The organism is Chryseobacterium sp. WLY505, assembly GCF_030846215.1.
In the GTDB taxonomy this organism is placed as follows: Bacteria; Bacteroidota; Bacteroidia; order Flavobacteriales; family Weeksellaceae; genus Chryseobacterium.
In genome coordinates this window covers 198,436-218,495 of record NZ_JAVCWI010000003.1, presented here as the reverse complement: position 1 = coordinate 218,495, position 20,060 = coordinate 198,436, and the positions used below count along the sequence as shown (strand labels likewise).

Annotated in this window: 21 protein-coding genes and 2 tRNA genes; 10 read left to right on the top strand and 13 right to left on the bottom strand. The window is 37.0% G+C overall.

Translation table 11 applies throughout. The features are described 5' to 3' along the window. Nucleotides 1-6 precede the first annotated feature (6 nt). The 5 genes from RAH34_RS09480 to RAH34_RS09460 form a co-directional block, all read right to left on the bottom strand. Nucleotides 7-258, bottom strand: coding sequence for a hypothetical protein (locus RAH34_RS09480; protein ID WP_306595960.1), 252 nt, complete (start codon nucleotides 256-258; stop codon nucleotides 7-9). Nucleotides 259-273: 15 nt separating this feature from the next. Continuing rightward, complete coding sequence (locus RAH34_RS09475; protein WP_306595959.1) at nucleotides 274-2,661, bottom strand: cysteine peptidase family C39 domain-containing protein; 2,388 nt, start codon at nucleotides 2,659-2,661, stop codon at nucleotides 274-276. 194 nt (nucleotides 2,662-2,855) lie between these two features. Further along, nucleotides 2,856-2,930, bottom strand: a tRNA-Val gene (locus RAH34_RS09470). Nucleotides 2,931-2,963: 33 nt separating this feature from the next. Beyond that, nucleotides 2,964-3,038: transfer RNA gene (locus RAH34_RS09465), tRNA-Val, on the bottom strand. 42 nt (nucleotides 3,039-3,080) lie between these two features. Beyond that, a complete protein-coding gene (locus RAH34_RS09460) occupies nucleotides 3,081-4,325 on the bottom strand; it encodes a folylpolyglutamate synthase/dihydrofolate synthase family protein (protein WP_306595958.1) in 1,245 nt (414 codons plus the stop codon). Nucleotides 4,326-4,507: 182 nt separating this feature from the next. Between RAH34_RS09460 and RAH34_RS09455 the strand changes: the two genes are divergently transcribed. Genes RAH34_RS09455 through RAH34_RS09435 form a run of 5 tightly spaced genes read left to right on the top strand, consistent with a single transcriptional unit; the run spans nucleotide 4,508 to nucleotide 8,704 of the window. Continuing rightward, nucleotides 4,508-5,830 (top strand): TolC family protein, encoded by a 1,323-nt coding sequence (locus RAH34_RS09455; protein WP_306595957.1) that lies wholly within the window; start codon nucleotides 4,508-4,510, stop codon nucleotides 5,828-5,830. Nucleotide 5,831: 1 nt separating this feature from the next. Further along, nucleotides 5,832-6,422: a SprT-like domain-containing protein gene (locus RAH34_RS09450; protein WP_306595956.1), complete on the top strand. Its 591-nt coding sequence runs from the start codon at nucleotides 5,832-5,834 to the stop codon at nucleotides 6,420-6,422. A gap of 2 nt (nucleotides 6,423-6,424) precedes the next feature. Then, on the top strand, nucleotides 6,425-7,507 hold the full coding sequence (locus RAH34_RS09445; RefSeq protein ID WP_306595955.1) for a mannose-1-phosphate guanylyltransferase: 1,083 nt from the start codon (nucleotides 6,425-6,427) through the stop codon (nucleotides 7,505-7,507). A 32-nt stretch (nucleotides 7,508-7,539) separates the two neighbouring features. After that, a complete protein-coding gene (locus tag RAH34_RS09440; protein WP_306595954.1) occupies nucleotides 7,540-8,202 on the top strand; it encodes a hypothetical protein in 663 nt (220 codons plus the stop codon). Beyond that, a complete protein-coding gene (locus RAH34_RS09435; RefSeq protein ID WP_114819654.1) occupies nucleotides 8,171-8,704 on the top strand; it encodes a GNAT family N-acetyltransferase in 534 nt (177 codons plus the stop codon). The genes RAH34_RS09440 and RAH34_RS09435 overlap by 32 nt, the downstream gene beginning before the upstream one ends. Before the next feature lie 91 nt (nucleotides 8,705-8,795). Here the strand turns inward: RAH34_RS09435 and bcp are convergent, their stop codons facing one another. Continuing rightward, a complete protein-coding gene (gene bcp / locus RAH34_RS09430; protein ID WP_114819655.1) occupies nucleotides 8,796-9,245 on the bottom strand; it encodes a thioredoxin-dependent thiol peroxidase in 450 nt (149 codons plus the stop codon). A gap of 33 nt (nucleotides 9,246-9,278) precedes the next feature. Here bcp and nth point away from each other — a divergent pair, with 33 nt between their 5' ends. Further along, nucleotides 9,279-9,899: an endonuclease III gene (gene nth, locus RAH34_RS09425; protein WP_306595953.1), complete on the top strand. Its 621-nt coding sequence runs from the start codon at nucleotides 9,279-9,281 to the stop codon at nucleotides 9,897-9,899. Nucleotides 9,900-10,096: 197 nt separating this feature from the next. Here nth and RAH34_RS09420 read toward each other — a convergent pair whose 3' ends face one another. Continuing rightward, entirely contained in the window at nucleotides 10,097-10,543 is a 447-nt protein-coding gene (locus tag RAH34_RS09420) for a DinB family protein (protein WP_306595952.1), read from the bottom strand. A gap of 78 nt (nucleotides 10,544-10,621) precedes the next feature. Next, nucleotides 10,622-12,418 carry a DUF885 family protein gene (locus RAH34_RS09415; protein WP_306595951.1) on the bottom strand — a complete coding sequence of 599 codons (1,797 nt, stop codon included), beginning with the start codon at nucleotides 12,416-12,418 and terminating at the stop codon, nucleotides 10,622-10,624. Between the two features lie 170 nt (nucleotides 12,419-12,588). On the opposite strand from RAH34_RS09415, the gene RAH34_RS09410 reads away from it, so the two are divergent. From RAH34_RS09410 to RAH34_RS09395, 4 genes are all read left to right on the top strand, one after another. Further along, nucleotides 12,589-13,050 (top strand): hypothetical protein, encoded by a 462-nt coding sequence (locus RAH34_RS09410; protein ID WP_306595950.1) that lies wholly within the window; start codon nucleotides 12,589-12,591, stop codon nucleotides 13,048-13,050. 172 nt (nucleotides 13,051-13,222) lie between these two features. Then, nucleotides 13,223-13,927: a MotA/TolQ/ExbB proton channel family protein gene (locus tag RAH34_RS09405; RefSeq protein WP_047426580.1), complete on the top strand. Its 705-nt coding sequence runs from the start codon at nucleotides 13,223-13,225 to the stop codon at nucleotides 13,925-13,927. Between the two features lie 12 nt (nucleotides 13,928-13,939). Further along, on the top strand, nucleotides 13,940-14,338 hold the full coding sequence (locus tag RAH34_RS09400; RefSeq protein WP_306595949.1) for a biopolymer transporter ExbD: 399 nt from the start codon (nucleotides 13,940-13,942) through the stop codon (nucleotides 14,336-14,338). Between the two features lie 35 nt (nucleotides 14,339-14,373). After that, on the top strand, nucleotides 14,374-15,264 hold the full coding sequence (locus tag RAH34_RS09395) for a ferric siderophore ABC transporter substrate-binding protein (protein ID WP_114819661.1): 891 nt from the start codon (nucleotides 14,374-14,376) through the stop codon (nucleotides 15,262-15,264). 15 nt (nucleotides 15,265-15,279) lie between these two features. Here RAH34_RS09395 and RAH34_RS09390 read toward each other — a convergent pair whose 3' ends face one another. The 5 genes from RAH34_RS09390 to fbaA form a co-directional block, all read right to left on the bottom strand. After that, complete coding sequence (locus tag RAH34_RS09390; RefSeq protein WP_306595948.1) at nucleotides 15,280-15,672, bottom strand: hypothetical protein; 393 nt, start codon at nucleotides 15,670-15,672, stop codon at nucleotides 15,280-15,282. 66 nt (nucleotides 15,673-15,738) lie between these two features. Further along, a complete protein-coding gene (locus RAH34_RS09385; RefSeq protein WP_306595947.1) occupies nucleotides 15,739-17,142 on the bottom strand; it encodes a nucleoside recognition domain-containing protein in 1,404 nt (467 codons plus the stop codon). A gap of 303 nt (nucleotides 17,143-17,445) precedes the next feature. Then, nucleotides 17,446-17,955: a hypothetical protein gene (locus RAH34_RS09380; protein ID WP_034694182.1), complete on the bottom strand. Its 510-nt coding sequence runs from the start codon at nucleotides 17,953-17,955 to the stop codon at nucleotides 17,446-17,448. A gap of 54 nt (nucleotides 17,956-18,009) precedes the next feature. Next, entirely contained in the window at nucleotides 18,010-18,864 is an 855-nt protein-coding gene (accD, locus tag RAH34_RS09375) for an acetyl-CoA carboxylase, carboxyltransferase subunit beta (RefSeq protein ID WP_002982142.1), read from the bottom strand. A gap of 88 nt (nucleotides 18,865-18,952) precedes the next feature. Next, the gene (fbaA, locus tag RAH34_RS09370; RefSeq protein WP_306595946.1) at nucleotides 18,953-20,023 is read right to left on the bottom strand and encodes a class II fructose-bisphosphate aldolase; all 1,071 of its coding nucleotides are present in this window, start codon (nucleotides 20,021-20,023) and stop codon (nucleotides 18,953-18,955) included. Between the last annotated feature and the right edge of the window lie 37 nt (nucleotides 20,024-20,060).

Genomic DNA, 20,060 nt, shown 5'->3' with positions numbered 1-20,060 from the left:
TTAATCCTATATTGGAAACACTTGTCTTACAAACTTTAAGAGTTCTTCAATAGTCTTGAATTCTTTCTCAACAGGAATTTGTCCTAAGGGGTATTGTATGATAATTTTTTCTTTTTCAATTCTAATTTGTGATACAGAATTCACTTTAGGATTTCCCTTGTTATCATCAATACTATTAAAAATGATTCCCAATTTTTCTTGTAAATAAGGATTATAACCTTCGTCAGAAAGTTTATTTATAATTTCTTTTATGTTCATTATATATAATTTTAATTATTTCACATGATAACTAGAAGCTCCACCTCGTAACCAAGAGTCTGCAAACTCATCCAAGCCAATCACTGCTTCAATTCCTTTTCCTTTTCCTATCCCTTCAGGAGGCCATGGGTCTCGAACAAAGACTTTTCCATCAACAATTTTATCAACAATGATAACATGATAGTTACCATTTTCTGGTAAGACTATACCTATCCATGAACCTTCTTTTGAAATATCTTCTAAAATTAATGGCATCAAATTATCTGGATTTCTGATAAAAGTTCTATCAAGAATCTCTTTATCCTTAAATACTTTTTTCAGAGCGTCTAAAATTCCATCAGGAAAAGTTCCCATTTCTTCAGTAGTTCTTGCAAACTCCCTAATAACTTTTTCAGTTAGTTCGATTCCATGGTCTTTAGCTAATTGTCTGATACATGCAGCAGCACAAGACATATTATGCTCTTGTGCAACCATATTTCTGGAAAGTACTTCAAGGTATTTTAAAATTCCTCCTGTTCCAGTGCCTATTCTAGGTTTGAGTATCTTACTCCAGAAAGCGTTGACCTCTTTAAAGTCTCCTTTGAAAATAGGTTTTTCTCTCCATTTCAGAAGATAACCATCAGCTTTAGCCAGAATTTCAATACCAAGCTTTTTAAAGCCTATTCTTGCACTGGCAAGAATGTTAAAAATGCTTTGAACTTTCTTTCCTTGTAACACAATTTCTTCAATCTCCTCTGTTGTCATGGCTAAATCTTCTGCTTTAGCACCGTTTTTAGCCCCTTGTAATAATTCTTCAACAAACCTGATAAATCCTTTAAATCCCTTAGCACAAGCCTTTCCAAATCTAATAATAAATCTTGAAAGAAAAGTCAGTAAATCTGTAATTCCAAGTGTTGCCACAGAAACAGTTTCTCTTGCCAGAACCTTTAATAGACTTGCTGCTTTCTGGGCATAAGTAGCTCCTTTTACCACATTCCCTGCACCCTCTGTAAAAATAAGTAGCAGAATATTAATTAGTAGTTCAAAAGCAAAAATGCCTACATAAAAAGCTACTGTATATCTTGAAACATCACCAAAATATTCTTTCATCTTGTCCAGTATTCCTTCCGTATCAGATTGAGAAATGCTTCCACTGGCTTTGAATAGGTCTTTAATTCCCTGTAAGAACTTAGGAACATTCTCTGTTACCCAATCCAGTATATCCTCAGCTTTTTCCATCAAGTCTCTTCTTTCAAGATACTGCTGATAGGAGAAAGCAGTTGTAGGCTGTAAAAGAAACTCTAAAATATACAGCAAGCATTGTATAAGGCTGATCAGTCCACTATTAAAACCACAATAAAAAGCATTGGCTATTTTAAGAACCTCTACCCCTTGCTTTATCATGTCACTAAGATCATCTGTTATATTGGTCAGAAAGGATTTAATATCATTAATGACTCCTGTAATCTTATTAACCAGCTTTTTAAAAGCATCAGGAAGGTGGCCTATAGACGCTTCTTTAACTTTGTTTGCGGCCTGTTTTACCATTGACCAGACCTTTGAAAAAGCAACTTCAGCTCCTTGAACAAAAGGATTGTCACCCAGATTCTCAAAGAACTGTGCAGCTTTATTCATAGTAACAGGAACTCCAACACCTCCTATAATAGGAATTAATGGAGAATAATCTTTAGCCTTAGGATTGTAATTTTTCTCTGTAGGCTTAAAGGCTTCTAACTTTTCAGCACACCAGCCAATGGCATCTGCAGGAATAGATGAAATATTTCCTATAATCTCTTCAAACCTCCTATCTCCTGTGTAAAACTGATATTCTCTCATTAATGCCTGATGAACAATATTAGCATCTATTTTATCTTTCTCAAAAGTATAAGCCAACTGTGTCAGATAGGCAGCTTCATCTTCTATGGAGGTGATATTCCTGAAGAACTGACCATTTATATTGGAGGGCAATGGTTCTGGAAATCTCTTGAAGAGTTGTACAAAGTAATCTCCCATTTTGGCAATATAAAAGTCACCAGAAAAGTTTGATTTGTTAGGATTAGGTTTCTCATAGAACAGAAATAAAGCCTGTTTCTTTCTGGCATTAGCCTGATAGCTTCCATATACCTGTGAACCTGTTTCACAGGGCAGAACTTCTGCGTAATACTCATATCCTGTTTCTCCTTTATCATTGACTCCTGTTGAAGCAAATATTGATACAGGGTTATCTGTAAGATAAGAATAGCCTAAAGGTGTGTTTCTATAATCATGGAATGGACTTCTGTAATAGGGAGAGTTATCTTTGTTAACTATATAATCACCTAAAGCGCTCTTGTCACCCACAAATCCCTTGTTTAAATCTTCTATAGAGATAACCTTATATCCTGAAAGGTCATCTTCCCAATCATCGTCAAATTCTTTTTTCATAAGCTGTGTTTTAGCAATTAGTATTGTGTTTAATATTACTAAACAAAGCTAATCCTTGCCAACGCCAGAACTTGACGTGTAATATTTATTATTTATCTGATACTGATGAAAAAGCGTAAATTGATTTTTAGATACCCGGGAAAGTGGTAAGAATAAAATAAAAAAAATCTCCCAGAAATCTGAGAGATTTTTTGTGGGTCCTGAGGGATTCGAACCCCCGACCCTCTGGGTGTAAACCAGATGCTCTGAACCAACTGAGCTAAGAACCCGAATTTTTTTGAAAGGTTTCGTTTCCTTTTCTGTGGGTCCTGAGGGATTCGAACCCCCGACCCTCTGGGTGTAAACCAGATGCTCTGAACCAACTGAGCTAAGAACCCTCTAGACTTGTTCTCTTGTTTAGAGTGGTGCAAATATACGACTTATTCTTTAATCTCCAAATTTTTTTCCAAAAAATCTCCCACTACAAAGTTGCTTCCGCCGATAAAAATCATTTCTTCATTTGTACATCGTTCTTTTGCAGAGAGATACGCTTCCTGCACGGAATCAAAAATTTTATAAAAAATTTTCGCCTCCTGGAGCAGATTTTCGTAATCTTCGGGATGTCTTCCCCTGTTGATGGATGGTTTTGCAAAATAGAACTCAGAATTTTCAGGAAGTAATTTCATCACATCATCTATTTTTTTGTCATTCACAAACCCCAGAATAATATGCTTGTGTCTGTTAATTGAATTTAATTGTGAAAAAACATACTCCAAACCTGCCTGATTGTGACCCGTATCACAAATGGTAAGCGGATGTTGTGAAAACTCGAACCAGCGGCCAATAAATCCTGTATTCTGATGAACATGGAGCAGCCCGTTTTCAAGATCTTCATTAGAAATAGGTACTCCAAGTTTTTTTAATTCTTCTACCGCAGCTAAGACAACTCTGATATTCTTTTTCTGGTAATTTCCTTTCAGATCAGATTCAAGGGTGGTATTTATAAGAGTTGCATCTATAAACGGAGCATTTTCTTTCGTTGCTTTCTCCTGAATGATATTTCTAACGGCTTCGTTCTCGTCACCGGAAATAATTGGGATATTGCTTTTAATTATTCCGGCTTTCTCAGTGGCAATTTCTTCAATGGTATCTCCAAGAATATTCTGATGATCCAGCTGAACATTGGTAATTGCCGAAATCAATGGTTTGATAATATTCGTGGAATCCAGTCTGCCTCCCAATCCCACTTCAATAATGGCAAAATCTACCTGCTGCTGATAAAAATATTCAAAAGCCATAATGGTGGTAAACTCAAAAAATGAAGGACGGATATCTTCCGGAATCGTTTTCAGTTTTTGAATAAAATCAAAGACAAATTCTTTATTACAGTTTTTTCCATTCACCTTTATTCGCTCTGTGAAGTCGATAAGGTGTGGAGAATTGTATAATCCGGTTTTATAACCAGCCTCCTGAAGAACTGATGCCAGCATATTGCTTGAAGAACCTTTTCCATTGGTGCCGCCAATATGAATACACTTTATTTTATCCTGAGGATTTCCAAAGAAAGCACAAAGCTTTGTTATATTATCAAGTCCAGGTTTATAAGCCTTCTGTCCATCTATCTGATAGTTGGGCATCTGTACGAAAAGCCAGTCGATAGCTTCCTGATATTGTTCATTTGTCATGGTGCAAAATTCCCAAAAGTTTTTTTAAAATAAAATATAATTTTTCAATCTGTAACTTTTTTATATTTAATTCGTCTAATATTGAAAAATCTTAATATGAAATCGCTGTGATTTACATGGTATAGTACTGATGAAGATAACACGATTTCATATGGCCATTAAAAACAAATAAACATATACATATGAAAAAAGTTTGGATCATCGTTTTTGGATTAGGTTATCTGGGTTTAAGCGCTCAGAAAAAATGGTCCTTAAAAGAATGTGTAAGCTATGCAGTGGAGCATAATCTTCAGGTTATCCAAAATCAGTATAACAAACAAAACCAGGAATATAATCTTAAAGCAGCCCAAAAAGAATATTTACCATCTGTATCGGGGAGTATGACGAATGGAGTGAGTTTCGGGCAGGGGTCATTAGGAGCCGGAAGTTTTAGAAACGACAGATTCAATAACAGTGTTGGTCTGGGGGCCGATATTTTGCTATATAATAACGGGAGATTAGAGAAGAATGTCAGAAAGGCCCAGTTTGATGTAGAAGCAAGCCAATATGACATTGAAACTATTAAAAATGATATCTCTCTTCAGATTGCTCAACAATATCTGACTGCCTTGTTGAATAAGGAGATCGTTAAAATCTCCCAGAGTGCTGTGGAAAATGCTCAGAAACAGTTTGACAGAGCTAAAATCACAACTCAGGTTGGGACGACTGCCCAAACGGTTCTGGCAGAGGCTGAAGCTGCGCTGGCAAGAGAAAAACAAAACCTTAAAACAGCAGAAGTCAACGTTGGGCGTGCCTTGTTTGCTATTGCTCAGCTACTACAGCTTTCCGATTATAAAGGTTTCGACGTGGAGGATGTAAATGTACCGGAAAAACTTGATTTACAGCTTAATTCAGTGGATGAAGTGCTTACCACTGCATATGAGATACAACCGCAGATTAAAGCCGCCGAAAGCAGGATAAGATCTGCCGAAGCACAAACTGAGGTAACCAAAACAGCATTCTGGCCTACATTAACAGCTAGTGCTGGTCTTAACACTTTCTATAACAGACAGTTTGATCCTATGCCAGGTACTGTGCAGGGAAATTTTTTTGAACAATATAAAGACCAGTTCGGACAAAACGTAGGGCTATCACTGAATATTCCTATCTTTAATAAAGGGAAAACAAAACTTCAGGTAGAACAGTCTAAGGTAAATGAGAGTATAGCCAAAATTACGTTAGAACAACAAAAACAGACCGTAAGACAAAACGTACAGAAAGCTCAGTTTGATGCTGATGCCAATTATGAAACCTATCTGTCTGCCGTAGAAGCAGAAAAAAGTTCGAAACTGGCTCTTGATTTTGCAGATAAAAGTTATGCTGCCGGAAGAACAACTATATATGACGTCAATGTGGCGAGAAATAATTATGCAAATGCACAGGGATCAGTAGCGCAGGCAAAATATAATTATCTTTTTAGTCTTAAACTATTGAATTTCTATGCAGGAATTCCATTAAGTTTGTAAAATGCCAATTCAATCATTAGAAAAATACTTACCTCAAAATACACTTAAATATTTAAGGATCTGGTTTTCAGATTACTATATACATATAAAGGTTACAAGAAACAGAAATTCAAAACTGGGAGATTATCGAAAACTTCCGGACAATTCTCATGAAATTACGGTAAATTCTACCCTTACCCCGCAGCTTTTTTTCTTTGTACTGACTCATGAGCTTGCCCACCTGATTGCTTTCGAAAAATATGGACGAAGAATCTCACCCCACGGCAACGAATGGAAAGAAACTTTCAGAAATATGCTCCTGGAAAGTCTTGAAATTTATGATGAAGAACTCAAACCTATCATCATCAAATTTTCAAAATCACCCAAAGCCAATTTCATGGCAAGCCCCGATCTGGTAAGATATTTCCATACTGAGAAACAGGATGATACTCTTCAATTTATCGAGGAACTTAAAAAGGGAGAATTCTTTATGTACCGCAACGAAAAGTATTTATTAGAAGGTCTGGTTAAAAAAAACTATCTTTGTAAGAACCTGGCTACTGGAAGGAAGTATTCTTTCAAGCCTTTAGCGAGGGTAGAAAAATGTAGTTAAGAATGTCAAAATCAGATAGATATTGCGTTATTATGGCGGGAGGAATCGGAAGCCGGTTCTGGCCTATGAGCACGCAGAAATTTCCAAAACAGTTTCAGGATATTTTAGGAACCGGGCGTACAATGATTCAGCAAACCTATGACCGCATCAGCAAGGTAATTCCTAAAGAACAGATATTCGTGATTACGAATAAAGAGTATGTTCCTGTTTCCCATCAGCAGCTTCCGGAAATTCCTGAAGAGAATATTGTGGGCGAGCCGTTGATGAAGAATACAGCCGCTTGTAATCTGTATATGGCTAACAAAATTGCTGAGATTAATCCGGATGCAACCATGATTGTATTGCCGGCAGACCATCTGATCCTTAAAGAGGACGTATTTCTGGAAAAAGTGGAGCTGGCATTTGAGGTAGCTTCACAGCATGATTATCTGGTAACATTAGGAATAACTCCTACAAGACCTGATACAGGGTATGGCTATATTCAGTTTGTAGAAAAAAAAGGATCTGAATATTTTAAAGTAAAAACATTCACAGAAAAACCTATCCTTGAAATTGCCCAAAGCTTTTTGGAAAGTGGCGATTTCCTTTGGAATGCAGGAATTTTTGTATGGAATGTGAAAAGTATTCACCATGCTTTTGATCTCTATCTTCCTGAGATGATGCAGCATTTTATGGCTTGTGAGTACAATTCAGAAAAAGAAAACAACTGTATTGAAACCATTTATCCGAAGGTTCAGAAAATCTCTATTGATAACGGGATTTTAGAAAAAGCAAAGAATGTTTATGTGATTCCTTCAGATTTAGGATGGAGCGATCTTGGTACATGGACTTCCGTCTATGAGAATACAGAAAAAGATAAAGACGGAAACGCTGTAAAACTGAAACATTTACTTTCTTATAATTCAAAAGGAAATATCATCCGTTTAAAGAATAATAATAAAGCAGTGATCATTGATGGCCTTGAAAACTACATTGTTGTAGATACAGATAAAGCGCTTCTTATCTGCCCGAGGGATAACGATCAGCTCATTAAAGATTATGTTCTTGACTTAAAAAACTTTAAGAAGGGCGAGAAGTTTATGTAATATTTGGTATATTTTCTGCTGATTTTTAAATTATGATTAAAACTGCAACCCGATTTACAATTCTTACATTTTTACTTTTGGGAGTCTTAGGATTTGCTCAGGAGAAGAAAAAGTTTTCAAGTATTCCTGCTGTTTTGCAGCAGATCAACCCCGGTAATAAGGTAGATTCATGGGTGTTGGTATACAACAGCTATGGGAAAGGTCAGGAAATAAAGATTTCGGGTAAGGTAAATTATACTCCTCAATTCTCAGGATTCAATCTTTTCCCTAGTGAAGACAGCTTTTATTATATCGCTTATTCGGAAGGAGGTAAAGTAAATTACGTTACGGATGTTGAAGGACTGAAGAAGTTTGTAGACAGAATTGATAATGCTCAGGAAGCCGCTATTGTATTAGCCGCTGACGGATATATGGTCGATGAGGAGTTTAAGGACCTTGCAGGTAATTATCATGAAGATAAGTTGAATTACTATCTGGACCTTGGAAAACTCACCTCAAAGGAATGTCCATACCAGAAAACACATTATACAGTCACCGTAAATAAATCTACAGGTGCTGTAAGTAATGTAAAAGACAATGGAACTTATATTGAGCTTTACAATAAAAAATGTGCTAATAACCCGAGATTGTTGAAAATCGAAAAAAAAGAAGAACCAAAGAAAGATGAGCCCAAAAAAACACCCAAGCGCAGATAATACCTATGAGACTGAGCGATTGATCCTTCGCCCTATGTCCCGTGAAGACAAAGATTTTGTCTTTGAACTTTATAACAGACCCAAATTCATTCAACATATCGGCAACCGCAATGTGAATTCCATTGAAGATGCTGAAAATTATATCCTCAACAGATTTGCCCCACAGATTGAAAGGCTGGGATTTGGAAACTATCTTTTAGTAACCAAAGACGGAAATGAAAAAGTAGGCGCAGTAGGAATCTTCGAAAGGGAAGGGCTTGATATTGTGGATATCGGATATTCTTTACTGGAAGAGTTCGAAGGTAAAGGATATGCCTACGAAGCAGCTCAGAAGGTGAAATCTATCGGGATGGATGATTTTGGATTAACGAAAATATCTGCCATCATTTCAAAAGATAATATTTCTTCCCAAAAACTGATTGAAAAACTAGGGCTGAGGTTTAAAAAACACGTCATACTTCCTGGTGAAACAGAAGAGTTAAATTATTACGAAACAGAATAATAAATCTATAAAAAAAATATTTTCACAAATAACACAATAATGTATCTGTGTTATTTGTGAAAATATTTGTGATATCTGTGTTTTAAAAAAGTTATCCCTCCAGAATCTGCTCAGCAGCAGTCTTTGACGTTACTTTTTCAATCACTCTTGTACAAACTCCATTTTCATCAAAGATAAAAGTGGTTCTTACAATTCCCATATACGTTTTTCCAAACGTTTTTTTCTCCTGCCATACCCCAAATTTTTCAATGATATCACGGTTTTCATCTGCGATAAGATCATAAGGAAATGCGAATTTGCTATGGAAGTTTTTCTGTTTTTTTACTGTGTCACCACTTACTCCCAGTAATTGAAATCCTGCTTTTTCAAGCTTAGCATAATTATCGCTCAGGTTGCAGGCTTCCACTGTACAGGTTGGTGTATTCGCTTGCGGATAGAAGAAAACGACCAGTTTTTTTCCAATTAATTTTGATGAGGTTACTGTTTCTCCGTCTTGATTGAATCCTTCAAATTCAGGTAATTTATCTCCAACTTTCAGCATAATGATTTAATTTTGTTCAAATTTAAGGCATACATGACAAAAAAACAAAGAGCTGAGCTCGTTCAGATAGAACTGGATAAATTATATCCTACCACACCTATTCCATTAGACCATACCGATCCCTATACATTGATGGTTGCCGTAGCACTTTCGGCACAAACTACAGATAAAAAAGTAAATCAGGTTACTCCCGAACTTTTTGCGGTAGCAGGAACACCGCAAAGAATGGCTAAGCTGGAAGAATTTGAAATCAAAGAATTAATCAAAGAAATAGGATTATCCAATACAAAAGCTAAAAACCTGAAGAAAATGGCTGAACTTCTGTTGGAAAGGCATAATGGCATTGTTCCACAGACTTATGAGGAATTAGAAGCACTTCCGGGCGTAGGGCATAAGACGGCTTCTGTTGTTATGAGCCAGGGATTTGGATTTCCTGCCTTTCCGGTAGATACCCACATTCACCGTCTGATGACACAATGGAAACTTACTTCCGGAAAAAATGTAGTGGAAACAGAACGTGACGCCAAAAAATTATTTCCTGAAGAAGTATGGAATAAACTGCATCTCCAGATTATTTTCTATGGAAGAGAATATTCTCCGGCAAGAGGAAAAGGAGAAAAGGATTTTATTACGAAAATGATGTTTGAGAAATAATATTCTAGATATCTTCGTAATTTCAACCATGTCAAGGTTCAAAACCTTGACATGGTTTTGCATAAAAACGATGTTGAAATCGCTCGCAAAGGCACTTCGTTCAGCAAGGACAATTATTTTGTAGCGCCCTTGCGAACTAATAGAAAACGCAACAATTACTTTGTGATCGTTGCGTTATTTTAATTTTTACTGATGGATTAAATGTCCAATAACCTTCTATGATAATTAATCTGCCCCAAATGGTAATCCAGATGAGCAACCAGATGAATCAGGAAGTAATCGGTGGTCATTTTGCTTTCAAAAACAACCAAAGGGTATTCTTTTTTAAGATCTTCTTCAGACAATTGTGGAAGAACAGAATCTATCATCGCTATGGTGGCTTCTACTTTTTCAACAAGCTCAGCTCTTGGAATATCTTTTAATGAAAACTCCAGCTCACGATGCCTTACGTAACCCGTATTTCCAAGTTGTGCTCCTATAAAATGATTGATATTTCCAACCAGATGAAGGGTCAGATTACCCGCAGAATTGGCAATGTTTTTATCAATCTTCCAAAGGTTTTCTTCTTTCTGATAGGCTTCTATCTCTGTTTTTAATTTATTTAAATCCCTGTTGAAAAGAGATCTTAGGCTTTCTGTGATCATATCAATTTTGTTTATTTAGAAGAATGAAATAAAAAAGGGTACTTCGTTCAATCGGTACCCTTTTTTATTAATATAATTTTATTTTTGTTTTTTAGCCCAAAGCTCCATCTTTCTGTTCAGAACATCCAAAGGAAGACATCCCTGGCTCAATACTTCATCATGGAAGCTTGCCAGATTGAATTTGCTTCCAAGTTCTTTCTGATATTTTTCTCTCAGCTCACGGATTCTTAAGGATCCTATTTTGTAGCCTAAAGCCTGTCCCGGCATTGCCATATATCGTTCTACTTCTGCAGTGGCAGATCCCTCGTCGTAAGAAATATTGCTTAGGAAATACTTGATCGCGTCTTCACGTGACATTTTTCCGGTATGAAGTCCCGTATCTACTACCAATCTTACTGCTCTCAGCATCTGATCGCTCAGGTAACCCATCTTCTGATAAGGATCTGTGTATAACCCAAACTCAGGGCCTAAAGTCTCACAATAATGAGCCCATCCTTCTCCATAAGCCCCAAACCATCCGAATCTCATGAACTTAGGAAGTTTCGTGTTCTCCTGTTGTAAAGAAACCTGATAGTGATGCCCTGGAATGGCTTCATGAAGGAAAAGAGATTCCATTCCTGAAGTAACATTGAATTGAGTAGGGTCAGGAAGCGGAACATAAAAGATACCCGGTCTTTTCCCATCCGGAGTCCCCGGCATATATTCTGCACTGGCACTTGCCTCTCTGAATTTCTCCGTCTGTCTGATCTCAAACTTTGTTTTTGGAGTCACATTGAACATAGTCTTCAGCTTCGGAGTGATTTTCGTTAAAATACCATTAAATGCATTCAAAACCTCTTTAGAAGTCTTATAAGGCATCGCTTTTGGATCTGTTTTTACAAAAGTGATAAACTCCTCTAGAGTTCCTGTAAAGCCTACCTGTTGTTTTACTTTTTCCATTTCTGCACGAAGCATGGCTACCTGCTGAAGTCCTATTTTATTAATTTCTTCAGGAGATTTCTTAGTGGTTGTCCAGCTTTTTACATAATAGTTGTAGATCTCGTTTCCGTTAGGAAGACTGTTGTATCCATCTGTATCTCTTGCTTTCGGAAGGTACTCTTTTTCTAAGAATGTTCCCATTTTAGTATAAGCCGGAATGATTTTTTTGATGATAATATCCTTGTAAAGAGCTGAAAATTTATCTTTCTGAGCTTGAGGTAAGCTTTTTGGGAATTTTCTTATAGGGCCATAGAAAATATTCTTTTCCATATCGGAAGTAGTAATTTCCTCTGCTCTCATCTGAGGAATCATCTTGACAACCAGTTTTTTAGGAAGTACTACTTTATTGTTGATTCCCTCACGGAAATTATCCGTAGCTGCATTCATCCATTCGGGAAATTTTTCCATTCTTTTCAGCCAGTCGCTGTAGTCCTTTTCTGTTTTAAAAGGCTGGTTTCCTTCTCCGCTTCCATACAATGGGAACGTAAGCGGAAGTCCTCCAAATTGAGTAAAAGGAATATATTCAGGATGATAGGCATAGGCCTCAGTTTTATCTTTTAAAGTATAATCCAATACATCATACACCACTTTATCCTCATCAGAAAGACTCTTGTAATCTACATGTTCCAGCTGTTTCTGTACAGAATTGTAGAACGCTACCTCTCCTGAGATAAAATCTTTATCAATATTGATGGGAAGCTGATCATTATATCTCGTATCTCCTTGTGCTGTAGCATCTAAAGGATATAGTTTAAGATACTGCTCATAATAGTTGGAAGCGATAGAATCCAGATTGCTGGGTGTCACTTTTGTGAGGGGAGAATCCGACTTTTTGCAGGAAGCAAGACCTATCATCAATCCCAACCCAAGAATACTTTTTGATAAAATGTTTTTCATTTTCAGAATCTTTATGAAAACAAAAGTAAGTATTATTAGGATATTCAGACTTATCGTATACATTGATTTTAAAAAAAATATTTTCAAAATCCTTTTAACTTTGAATCAATTTTTTATCTTTGTCTAAAACGTTTAACAATCATATTATTACAGTTCTTTTTTAAGAAAAAATGAAAGGGATTTTAAAAATTTACCATCCGGACGAGACGCTAAAATACAATATCAGAAATACTTATTGTAAGGCAGTTTACAGCAACCAGCAACACTTTTTAGAGGTTGAAGTGATTACGGATGACAGTTTGGATCACGTAGATGATGATTCATTACAGTACAACTTTCCGCAGCTTTCACTTGAAGTGTTCGATTTTCCTATTGAATCGGCGGAAATAGAAGGAAAAACCATCATCATCAATGACTCTGATGAAGAAACCTATACAGAAGTAGACCTTTTCGATGACGAAGATGCCTACATCTATGACAATGAGCTTCTTTTTGATAGAAATGAAGAAGGAGAGCTTCAGGTGATCTGGAAAGGAACTATTGATGATTTCTATACCGGATCCGATACACCGATCCCTTTTAGATTAAAATGCGAATTTAAGCAAGATGATATTGAGGTAGGCGAAGACTAAAAGTCGCTTCTATCTTTTTCATACCGGATTTCTTTTCAAAATTATTTTTGGAAAGAAATTTGCTGTTTGTAAAATTGTAACAAAATTTAAGTTGTTTTTAAGCAATTTTTAAGAGTTCAATTCATAATATTCTCCTACATTTGTCGTTGAAATTTAATAAAATTTACATTTAATGCTGTTAACGGAACTTTCTCAGATTTTATTTGCACAAATCGCTACCCCTGCAGTTGCTGCAGACAACTTAGAGTTCTCATTCTGGAAGATTATGTTCCATGGAGGAGCTTTCGCTAAAATAGTGATGGTCACTGTATTACTATTGGGAGTGTTTTCACTATATCTGTTTTTTGAAAGATTTTTCTTTATCAAAAGGCTGACATCAAAAACAGATTCCAACTTCATGAACAATATCGAAGACTTCATCAAGGCAGGAAAAATAGAGGCAGCAGCAGATTACTGCAAAACCCAGAACTCTCCTGAAGGAAGAATTTTAGAAAAAGGAATTTCAAGATTAGGACGTCCTGTTTCTGATATTGTAAGTGCTATGGAATCCCAGGCACAGGTAGAGGTTGCCAATATGGAAAAAAACCTGAACCTTTTGGCTGTAGTACCAAGTATCGCACCCATGTTGGGACTTTTAGGTACAGTAATCGGGATGATTATTGCTTTCTTTAATCTTTCCCACGCAACAGGATCTTTCTCTCCGAAAACACTTTCAGAAGGGATCTATACCGCTTTAGGACAGACTGCTGTTGGTTTGGCTGTAGCGATTCCTGCTAACTTCTGTTATAATATTCTATTGACAAGGATTGATAAATTTGTCCTGAAAGCTCAGAATATGTCAGGAGAATTTTTAGACCTTATCAACAAACCTTTATAAATCTTTCTTACGATGAAAATTCAAAGAAGAAATAAAGCCAATCCGGAATTCAGTTTAGCAGCGATGACAGACGTTATCCTGTTGATGCTGATTTTCTTTATGATCACTTCTTCAGCTGCCAATCAAAGCGCTATTGATGTGAATCTGCCGAAAGCCGGAGCCGTTGACGATAATATTCCGAATCCTGTGACAGTAAGCATCAAGCCGGATGGCTCATTCTTTGTGGATGATAATCCTGTAAATAGAGGAGAACTGGAGAAAACTATTGTAGATAAATTAGCCAGCCAGCCCAATAAATCATTTACGATCAGAGCTGATGAAAACACATTGCATAAAGATGTTGTTTTTGTGATGGAAATTGCTGAAAAATATAAATTTAACATTGCCATTGCAACCGTTAAAGATAAATAACAGACCCGGATTTCCGGAAAGAATTACGTTTTAAGATGAAAAGCTATACAGCAAACAGAAACGAAGAAAACAAAGACAGAGTAAAGAGCGCACTGCTTTCTATTCTCATCTGGGCTGCTATTCTGCTTTTTGTTTTTTTGTATAAATTAAAACCTGAACTGGATAAAGATCCTGAAGTGGTTACTACCATGCTGGTCAACTTTGGAGACAACAGAAACGGAAAAGGGATTGAAGAACCAGCTGAACAGCCGGGAAGTCTTGCCGCTGCAACGGAAGAAGTAACTCCAGAGCCTGCAGAAACTCCTGTTCCGGAAACAAAAACAGTTATAAAACCAGAACCAGCACCAACTCCGGAACCAAAGAAAACTGAGGTTAAGGAGAAAGTAATTACAGGAAATAATTCAAAAGCAACTGTTCCTAAAAAAGAGGAATCCAAAAAAGCTGAGAAAAAAGAAGCCACCAGTACAAGTGCTTCAAAAAATACTAAAAAACCAGGAGCAACTACGGCTAACTCAAAAACAGGAAATGGAGACGGAAAAGGAACTGCAGCTATCGGAAACCTGATCAAAGGAAGAGGAACCAAAGCAGGAAGCCAGGGAACCGGTGAAGGCATTGGAAATGCAGGAGATCCTTTAGGTGGTGACGGAAACGGAGACAGCAAAGTAGGGATCGACAGAAAACTGGTAGGCTATATTCCCGGAACAATGGGAAGAGGTGGAGCACAGCCTTCTCACAGCTGTACGGCAAGTGGATCAATTACCATCGCGTATACGGTAGATAAAGCAGGAAATGTGGTGTCTGCAAGAAGATCCGGAGGTGTTTCAGATCCTTGTGTAGCATCTACCTCTGTGAGCTGGGTTAAGAAATATGTGAAGGCCGAAAAAGCCAATACTTCTTCCACCGGAACTTATAAAATTACATTCTAAAAATACAAAAGCACTTTATTCAAGTGCTTTTTTTAATTCATTGATTCTGTTGATAATTGGGAGTGCAAAGATACCACTGGTCTGAAGATACAGCTCGTAGAATGTCTTTGCCTTATCCTGAAAATCTTTATTCTGATCATGTCTGCTGTTGAAATAGAAAAGATTTCCCAGCATTTCATAATAATCTTTGTGATCTCTTTCCTGTCTTTCATTCACAATCGCGATCATTTCTTCTTTGGTTTTAGAAGCAACCTCTGTGAAGTTCATTTTGAAAATATCTCTCATCAACGTATCAAAATCCAGCTCTTTCTGCATTAGACTTTCTTCAGGTTTGTCCAGAATCAATTTTTCTAATGCCTGGGTCAATTGGCGGATGAGTCTTAGGGTAAATTCTTTATCTGTGATCATAATGGAGGTAAAGTTTTAAGTTTAATGTTTAAAGTCAATAGCATCTGCTCAACCTGCAGATTTTCATTAAGCAAAGAATAAGTAAGCCAATGCAATGGCAGTGATAACACCTACCAAATCGGCCAGAAGCATAGCAATTACCGTGTATCTTGTATTCTTAACGGCTACGGCGCCAAAATATACTGCAATCACGTAGAACGTCGTATCTGAGCTTCCCTGAAGTACAGCTGCCAATTTCCCCTGGAAACTATCAGCTCCGAATGTGGTCATCGTATCCACCATCATTCCTCTGGCTCCGGAACCGGATAAAGGTTTGATTAATGCAGTCGGAAGTCCGTCTACAAATCTCGGGTCCATATTGGCAACGTTGGCAACCCATTTCATCCCGTCAATGATTACATCAAATACACCGGAAGTTCTTAATAACGAAATCGCAATCAGCATTCCAACCAGATAAGGAATAATCTTGACGCAGGTGGTGAACCCTTCTTTTGCGCCTTCAATAAAGGCATCAAAAACGTTGATCTTTTTATAAACGGCTCCTAATACAATTGCAAGGAAGATAAACAGAATTAAACCATTGCTTAATACTTTACTGAAGTCATCCAGTTCATCCTTACTCAATTGTACAAGATATACTACCAATAAAGCAATAATCGCTGAAATTCCTCCTACATAAGCAATTACTACCGGGCGAAGAAGATTGATTTTCTGATACAAAGAAACAATAATCATCGCAGCCAATGTTGCTGCAAAAGTGGCGATCATACACGGCAGAAAGATGTCTGTGGGAGTTTTAGATCCCATAGATGCTCGGATGGCAATAATTGAGACGGGAATTAAAGTCATACCTCCGGCATGAAGACACAGAAACATGATCTGTGAATTACTGGCAGTATCTTTATTGGGATTTAAAGTCTGGAGACTTTCCATTGCTTTTAAACCAAAAGGAGTCGCAGCATTGTCCAATCCCAAAAGATTCGCGCTGAAGTTCATCAGCATATGCCCGAATGCAGGATGGTTTTTAGGAATTTCCGGAAATAATTTGGAGAAAAATGGCTGAATCAGACGGCTTAGAAGGTTAATTCCTCCTGCTTTTTCAGCAATACTCATGAATCCCATAAACAAGGTCATGATTCCGATAAGACCAAGACAGATCTTCACCGCTGTTTCTGAAGTTCCGATCACTCCATCGGCTTCCTGAACGCGATAAACATTTACATTCTGTTTTAAAGAATCTGTTTTATAGTTAATTCTGCTGTCTGCAAAATCATTTTTTTTCATCAGGCTGTCTCTGACAACATGAGAGAGGCTGTTCATAGGTTGAGAAGCAATCTTTACGGTATCACCTCCTTTTCCCACCACCATATCATTGAAAATGGTTTTGTAGTTACCTGACGAAACATATTTTATACTGGCAATGGCAATGGCAATGATAATAAAAGCCGACCAAATTCTGCTGAGAACCATCTGATTGATTTAATTGTTTAAACTTATCAAAAATACTTCAAACCACAAAAATAACTAAAGTCTTTTGTTATTCTGATGTGAAAGAAAACTAATGATGGTTTGTTGGCTTTATACTATTTTAACGCAGTGTTCGCAAAGTTTTTAAATAATATGAAAAATGATTTTTTTCGTTCGCGAAGGCGTTAGCACTCAGCAAAGAGAATTTAAGTTAGAGAACATTGCTGAATGAAATGCCCTTGCGGACGAAAATATGCATAAGGTTTTTAAATTTTCCTTGCGATCTTTAGCGTTTAAATAAAATGCTTACTCTTCCAGATAAACAAGATGCCCTTCAAAATCATCATCAAGGTTTTTCAGAACTTTTGCATCATCCATTTTTTTGACCAGTGCGTCTACAAAGAAGCTTTTTTCAAAAAACTGACGGTGAATTCCTGGTAAAATTTCCATGAAATAATCCATTCCGATTTTGTTGTTATGGAGATCCATTTTGGTTTCCAAAGGCTCATTAGGGAAGAGTTCTTCATGCATATCTGTGATTCTTTTGCAGAAATCCAGTGCTTTTTTAGGGGAAGAAATCTTGCAGCAGTACATCATGATGAAGCAGCACCACAGAGCATGTCTGAAAGCATTTCCAATTCCGTTATTGGAGGCGGTTGCAGGGAATTTTTTCTGTGCAATGGTAAATGCCTTTACCGTGGCATGAAAACTGAGTAAAGCGAAAAGAGGATGGGGAAGGACAAGTGATAAAAGACGGATAATCTTTTTAAAACTCATGCTTCGGATGGTATTGAAAAATATCTTAAAAGTCCTCATAAATAAAAATCTCTCCCTAATTAGAGAGAGATTGTATTGTTTTTGTTACAGATACTATGCTTTTACAGCTAATAAATTTACTGTTTTGGCAACAGTGTCCTGAATTTCAGTTCTTTTTACGATGAAATCTACAAATCCTTTTTCCTGTAAGAATTCTGATGTCTGGAATCCTTCCGGTAAATCTCTACCGATTGTTTCACGGATTACTCTTGGTCCTGCGAAACCGATCAGTGCTCCCGGTTCTGCCATAATGATATCGGCAGTCATTGCAAAAGAAGCAGTAATTCCTCCGAATGTAGGGTCACAAAGATAAGCGATGTATAAAAGTCCGGCTTCAGAAAGCTGAGCTAATTTAGCCTGAACTTTTGCCAGCTGCATCAGAGAGTAAGTCGCTTCCTGCATTCTTGCTCCTCCGGACTGACAGATAATCATATACGGAAGTTTGTGAGCGATACAGTAGTCTACTGCTCTTCTGATTTTTTCTCCCATTACAGAACCCAAAGATCCACCGATGAAAGCAAAATCCATACAAGAAACTACCATTTCAGTTCCTTTTACAGTTCCTACAGCGTTTCTGATAGAATCTGTAAGCTTTGTTTTAGCTTTTACTTCTTTCAAACGGTCTTTGTAAGGCTTTGTATCTTTGAAGTTTAAGATATCAATACTTTCAACATTGGCATCCAGTTCGGTAAATTTACCACCGTCAAAAAGGATGTCAAAAAATTCCGCACTTCCTATTCTCACATGAAATCCATCTTCAGGAGAAACATAGTTATTTCTCTTTAGTTCATCATGTTCCACTACTTTTCCGGATGGAGTCTGATGCCATAGGCCTTTGGGAACGTCCTTTTTCTCATCAGTAGAAGTGGTAATGTTTTTTGCTTTTCTTTTAAACCAGTCGAATGCCATTTTTGCTTGTATTAATGTATAAATGTAAAATGTACCAATGTAAATGCATTCCTGGGAATACTTTTACACCGGTACAAATGTACAGTTCTTATTTTAAAGTATCTACGTTATTTAAATCTTCAAATGCTTTCACCAATCTTGCAGAGAATGTGTCCTCACCTTTTCTTACCCAAACTCTTGGGTCGTAGAATTTTTTGTTAGGTTTTTCTTCTCCTTCAGGGTTTCCGATTTGAGCTCTTAAATAGTCAATATTGTTGATCATATAATCTCTGATGCCTTCTGTGTATGCAAACTGAAGGTCAGTATCGATGTTCATTTTGATTACTCCATAGTCGATTGCCTCTCTGATCTCTTCTAAAGTAGATCCTGAACCTCCGTGGAATACGAAGTTGATAGGTTTAGCAGCCGTTCCGAATTTTTCCTGAACATATTTCTGAGAATTTTCAAGGATTTTCGGCGTAAGAACTACGTTTCCTGGTTTGTAAACTCCGTGTACGTTACCGAAAGCAGCAGCGATTGTGAAGTTATCAGAAATAGCTTTTAATTTTTCATAAGTATAAGCTACATCTTCAGGCTGAGTATATAATTTTGAGTTATCAACATCTGAGTTGTCAACACCATCTTCTTCACCTCCTGTTACCCCGATTTCTACTTCAAGAGTCATCTGAAGCTTAGCCATTCTTTCGAAATATTTAGCAGAAATTTCAAGATTTTCTTCTAAAGATTCTTCAGAAAGGTCTAACATGTGAGAAGAGTAAAGAGATTTTCCTGTCTGCTTGAAGAATTCTTCGTTAGCATCCATTAATCCGTCGATCCAAGGAAGTAATTTCTTTGCACAGTGGTCTGTGTGTAGAATTACTGTTGCTCCGTAAGCTTCTGCAAGAGTATGAATATGTTTTGCTCCAGCAATTGCTCCTAAGATTGCAGACTTTTGTCCGTCATTGCTTAATCCTTTCCCTGCATTGAAAGCGGCTCCTCCATTTGAAAACTGAATAATTACAGGAGCGTTTAATTTTGCTGCAGTTTCCATCGTAGCATTTACGTTGCTTGATCCAATTACGTTTACTGCAGGTAATGCAAATTTGTTTTCTTTAGCATACTGAAAGATATCAGTAACTAACTGACCTGTGGCAACTCCTGCCGGAAAAATTCTGCTCATGTTTTACTTTTTATTATAAATTTATTAGGTGTTTTAA

Bases quoted from the DNA above. Each gene is read 5' to 3' on its own strand.
- RAH34_RS09380 (WP_034694182.1), bottom strand. From the start codon at position 17,955: ATGAGGACTTTTAAGATATTTTTCAATACCATCCGAAGCATGAGTTTT.
- RAH34_RS09435 (WP_114819654.1), top strand. From the start codon at position 8,171: ATGAGCCCAAAAAAACACCCAAGCGCAGATAATACCTATGAGACTGAG.
- RAH34_RS09405 (WP_047426580.1), top strand. From the start codon at position 13,223: ATGCTGTTAACGGAACTTTCTCAGATTTTATTTGCACAAATCGCTACC.
- RAH34_RS09385 (WP_306595947.1), bottom strand. From the start codon at position 17,142: ATGGTTCTCAGCAGAATTTGGTCGGCTTTTATTATCATTGCCATTGCC.
- RAH34_RS09450 (WP_306595956.1), top strand. From the start codon at position 5,832: ATGCCAATTCAATCATTAGAAAAATACTTACCTCAAAATACACTTAAA.
- RAH34_RS09475 (WP_306595959.1), bottom strand. From the start codon at position 2,661: ATGAAAAAAGAATTTGACGATGATTGGGAAGATGACCTTTCAGGATAT.
- RAH34_RS09395 (WP_114819661.1), top strand. From the start codon at position 14,374: ATGAAAAGCTATACAGCAAACAGAAACGAAGAAAACAAAGACAGAGTA.
- RAH34_RS09480 (WP_306595960.1), bottom strand. From the start codon at position 258: ATGAACATAAAAGAAATTATAAATAAACTTTCTGACGAAGGTTATAAT.
- nth (WP_306595953.1), top strand. From the start codon at position 9,279: ATGACAAAAAAACAAAGAGCTGAGCTCGTTCAGATAGAACTGGATAAA.
- RAH34_RS09420 (WP_306595952.1), bottom strand. From the start codon at position 10,543: ATGATCACAGAAAGCCTAAGATCTCTTTTCAACAGGGATTTAAATAAA.
- RAH34_RS09440 (WP_306595954.1), top strand. From the start codon at position 7,540: ATGATTAAAACTGCAACCCGATTTACAATTCTTACATTTTTACTTTTG.
- RAH34_RS09410 (WP_306595950.1), top strand. From the start codon at position 12,589: ATGAAAGGGATTTTAAAAATTTACCATCCGGACGAGACGCTAAAATAC.
- RAH34_RS09460 (WP_306595958.1), bottom strand. From the start codon at position 4,325: ATGACAAATGAACAATATCAGGAAGCTATCGACTGGCTTTTCGTACAG.
- RAH34_RS09455 (WP_306595957.1), top strand. From the start codon at position 4,508: ATGAAAAAAGTTTGGATCATCGTTTTTGGATTAGGTTATCTGGGTTTA.
- RAH34_RS09415 (WP_306595951.1), bottom strand. From the start codon at position 12,418: ATGAAAAACATTTTATCAAAAAGTATTCTTGGGTTGGGATTGATGATA.
- accD (WP_002982142.1), bottom strand. From the start codon at position 18,864: ATGGCATTCGACTGGTTTAAAAGAAAAGCAAAAAACATTACCACTTCT.
- RAH34_RS09390 (WP_306595948.1), bottom strand. From the start codon at position 15,672: ATGATCACAGATAAAGAATTTACCCTAAGACTCATCCGCCAATTGACC.
- RAH34_RS09445 (WP_306595955.1), top strand. From the start codon at position 6,425: ATGTCAAAATCAGATAGATATTGCGTTATTATGGCGGGAGGAATCGGA.
- fbaA (WP_306595946.1), bottom strand. From the start codon at position 20,023: ATGAGCAGAATTTTTCCGGCAGGAGTTGCCACAGGTCAGTTAGTTACT.
- bcp (WP_114819655.1), bottom strand. From the start codon at position 9,245: ATGCTGAAAGTTGGAGATAAATTACCTGAATTTGAAGGATTCAATCAA.
- RAH34_RS09400 (WP_306595949.1), top strand. From the start codon at position 13,940: ATGAAAATTCAAAGAAGAAATAAAGCCAATCCGGAATTCAGTTTAGCA.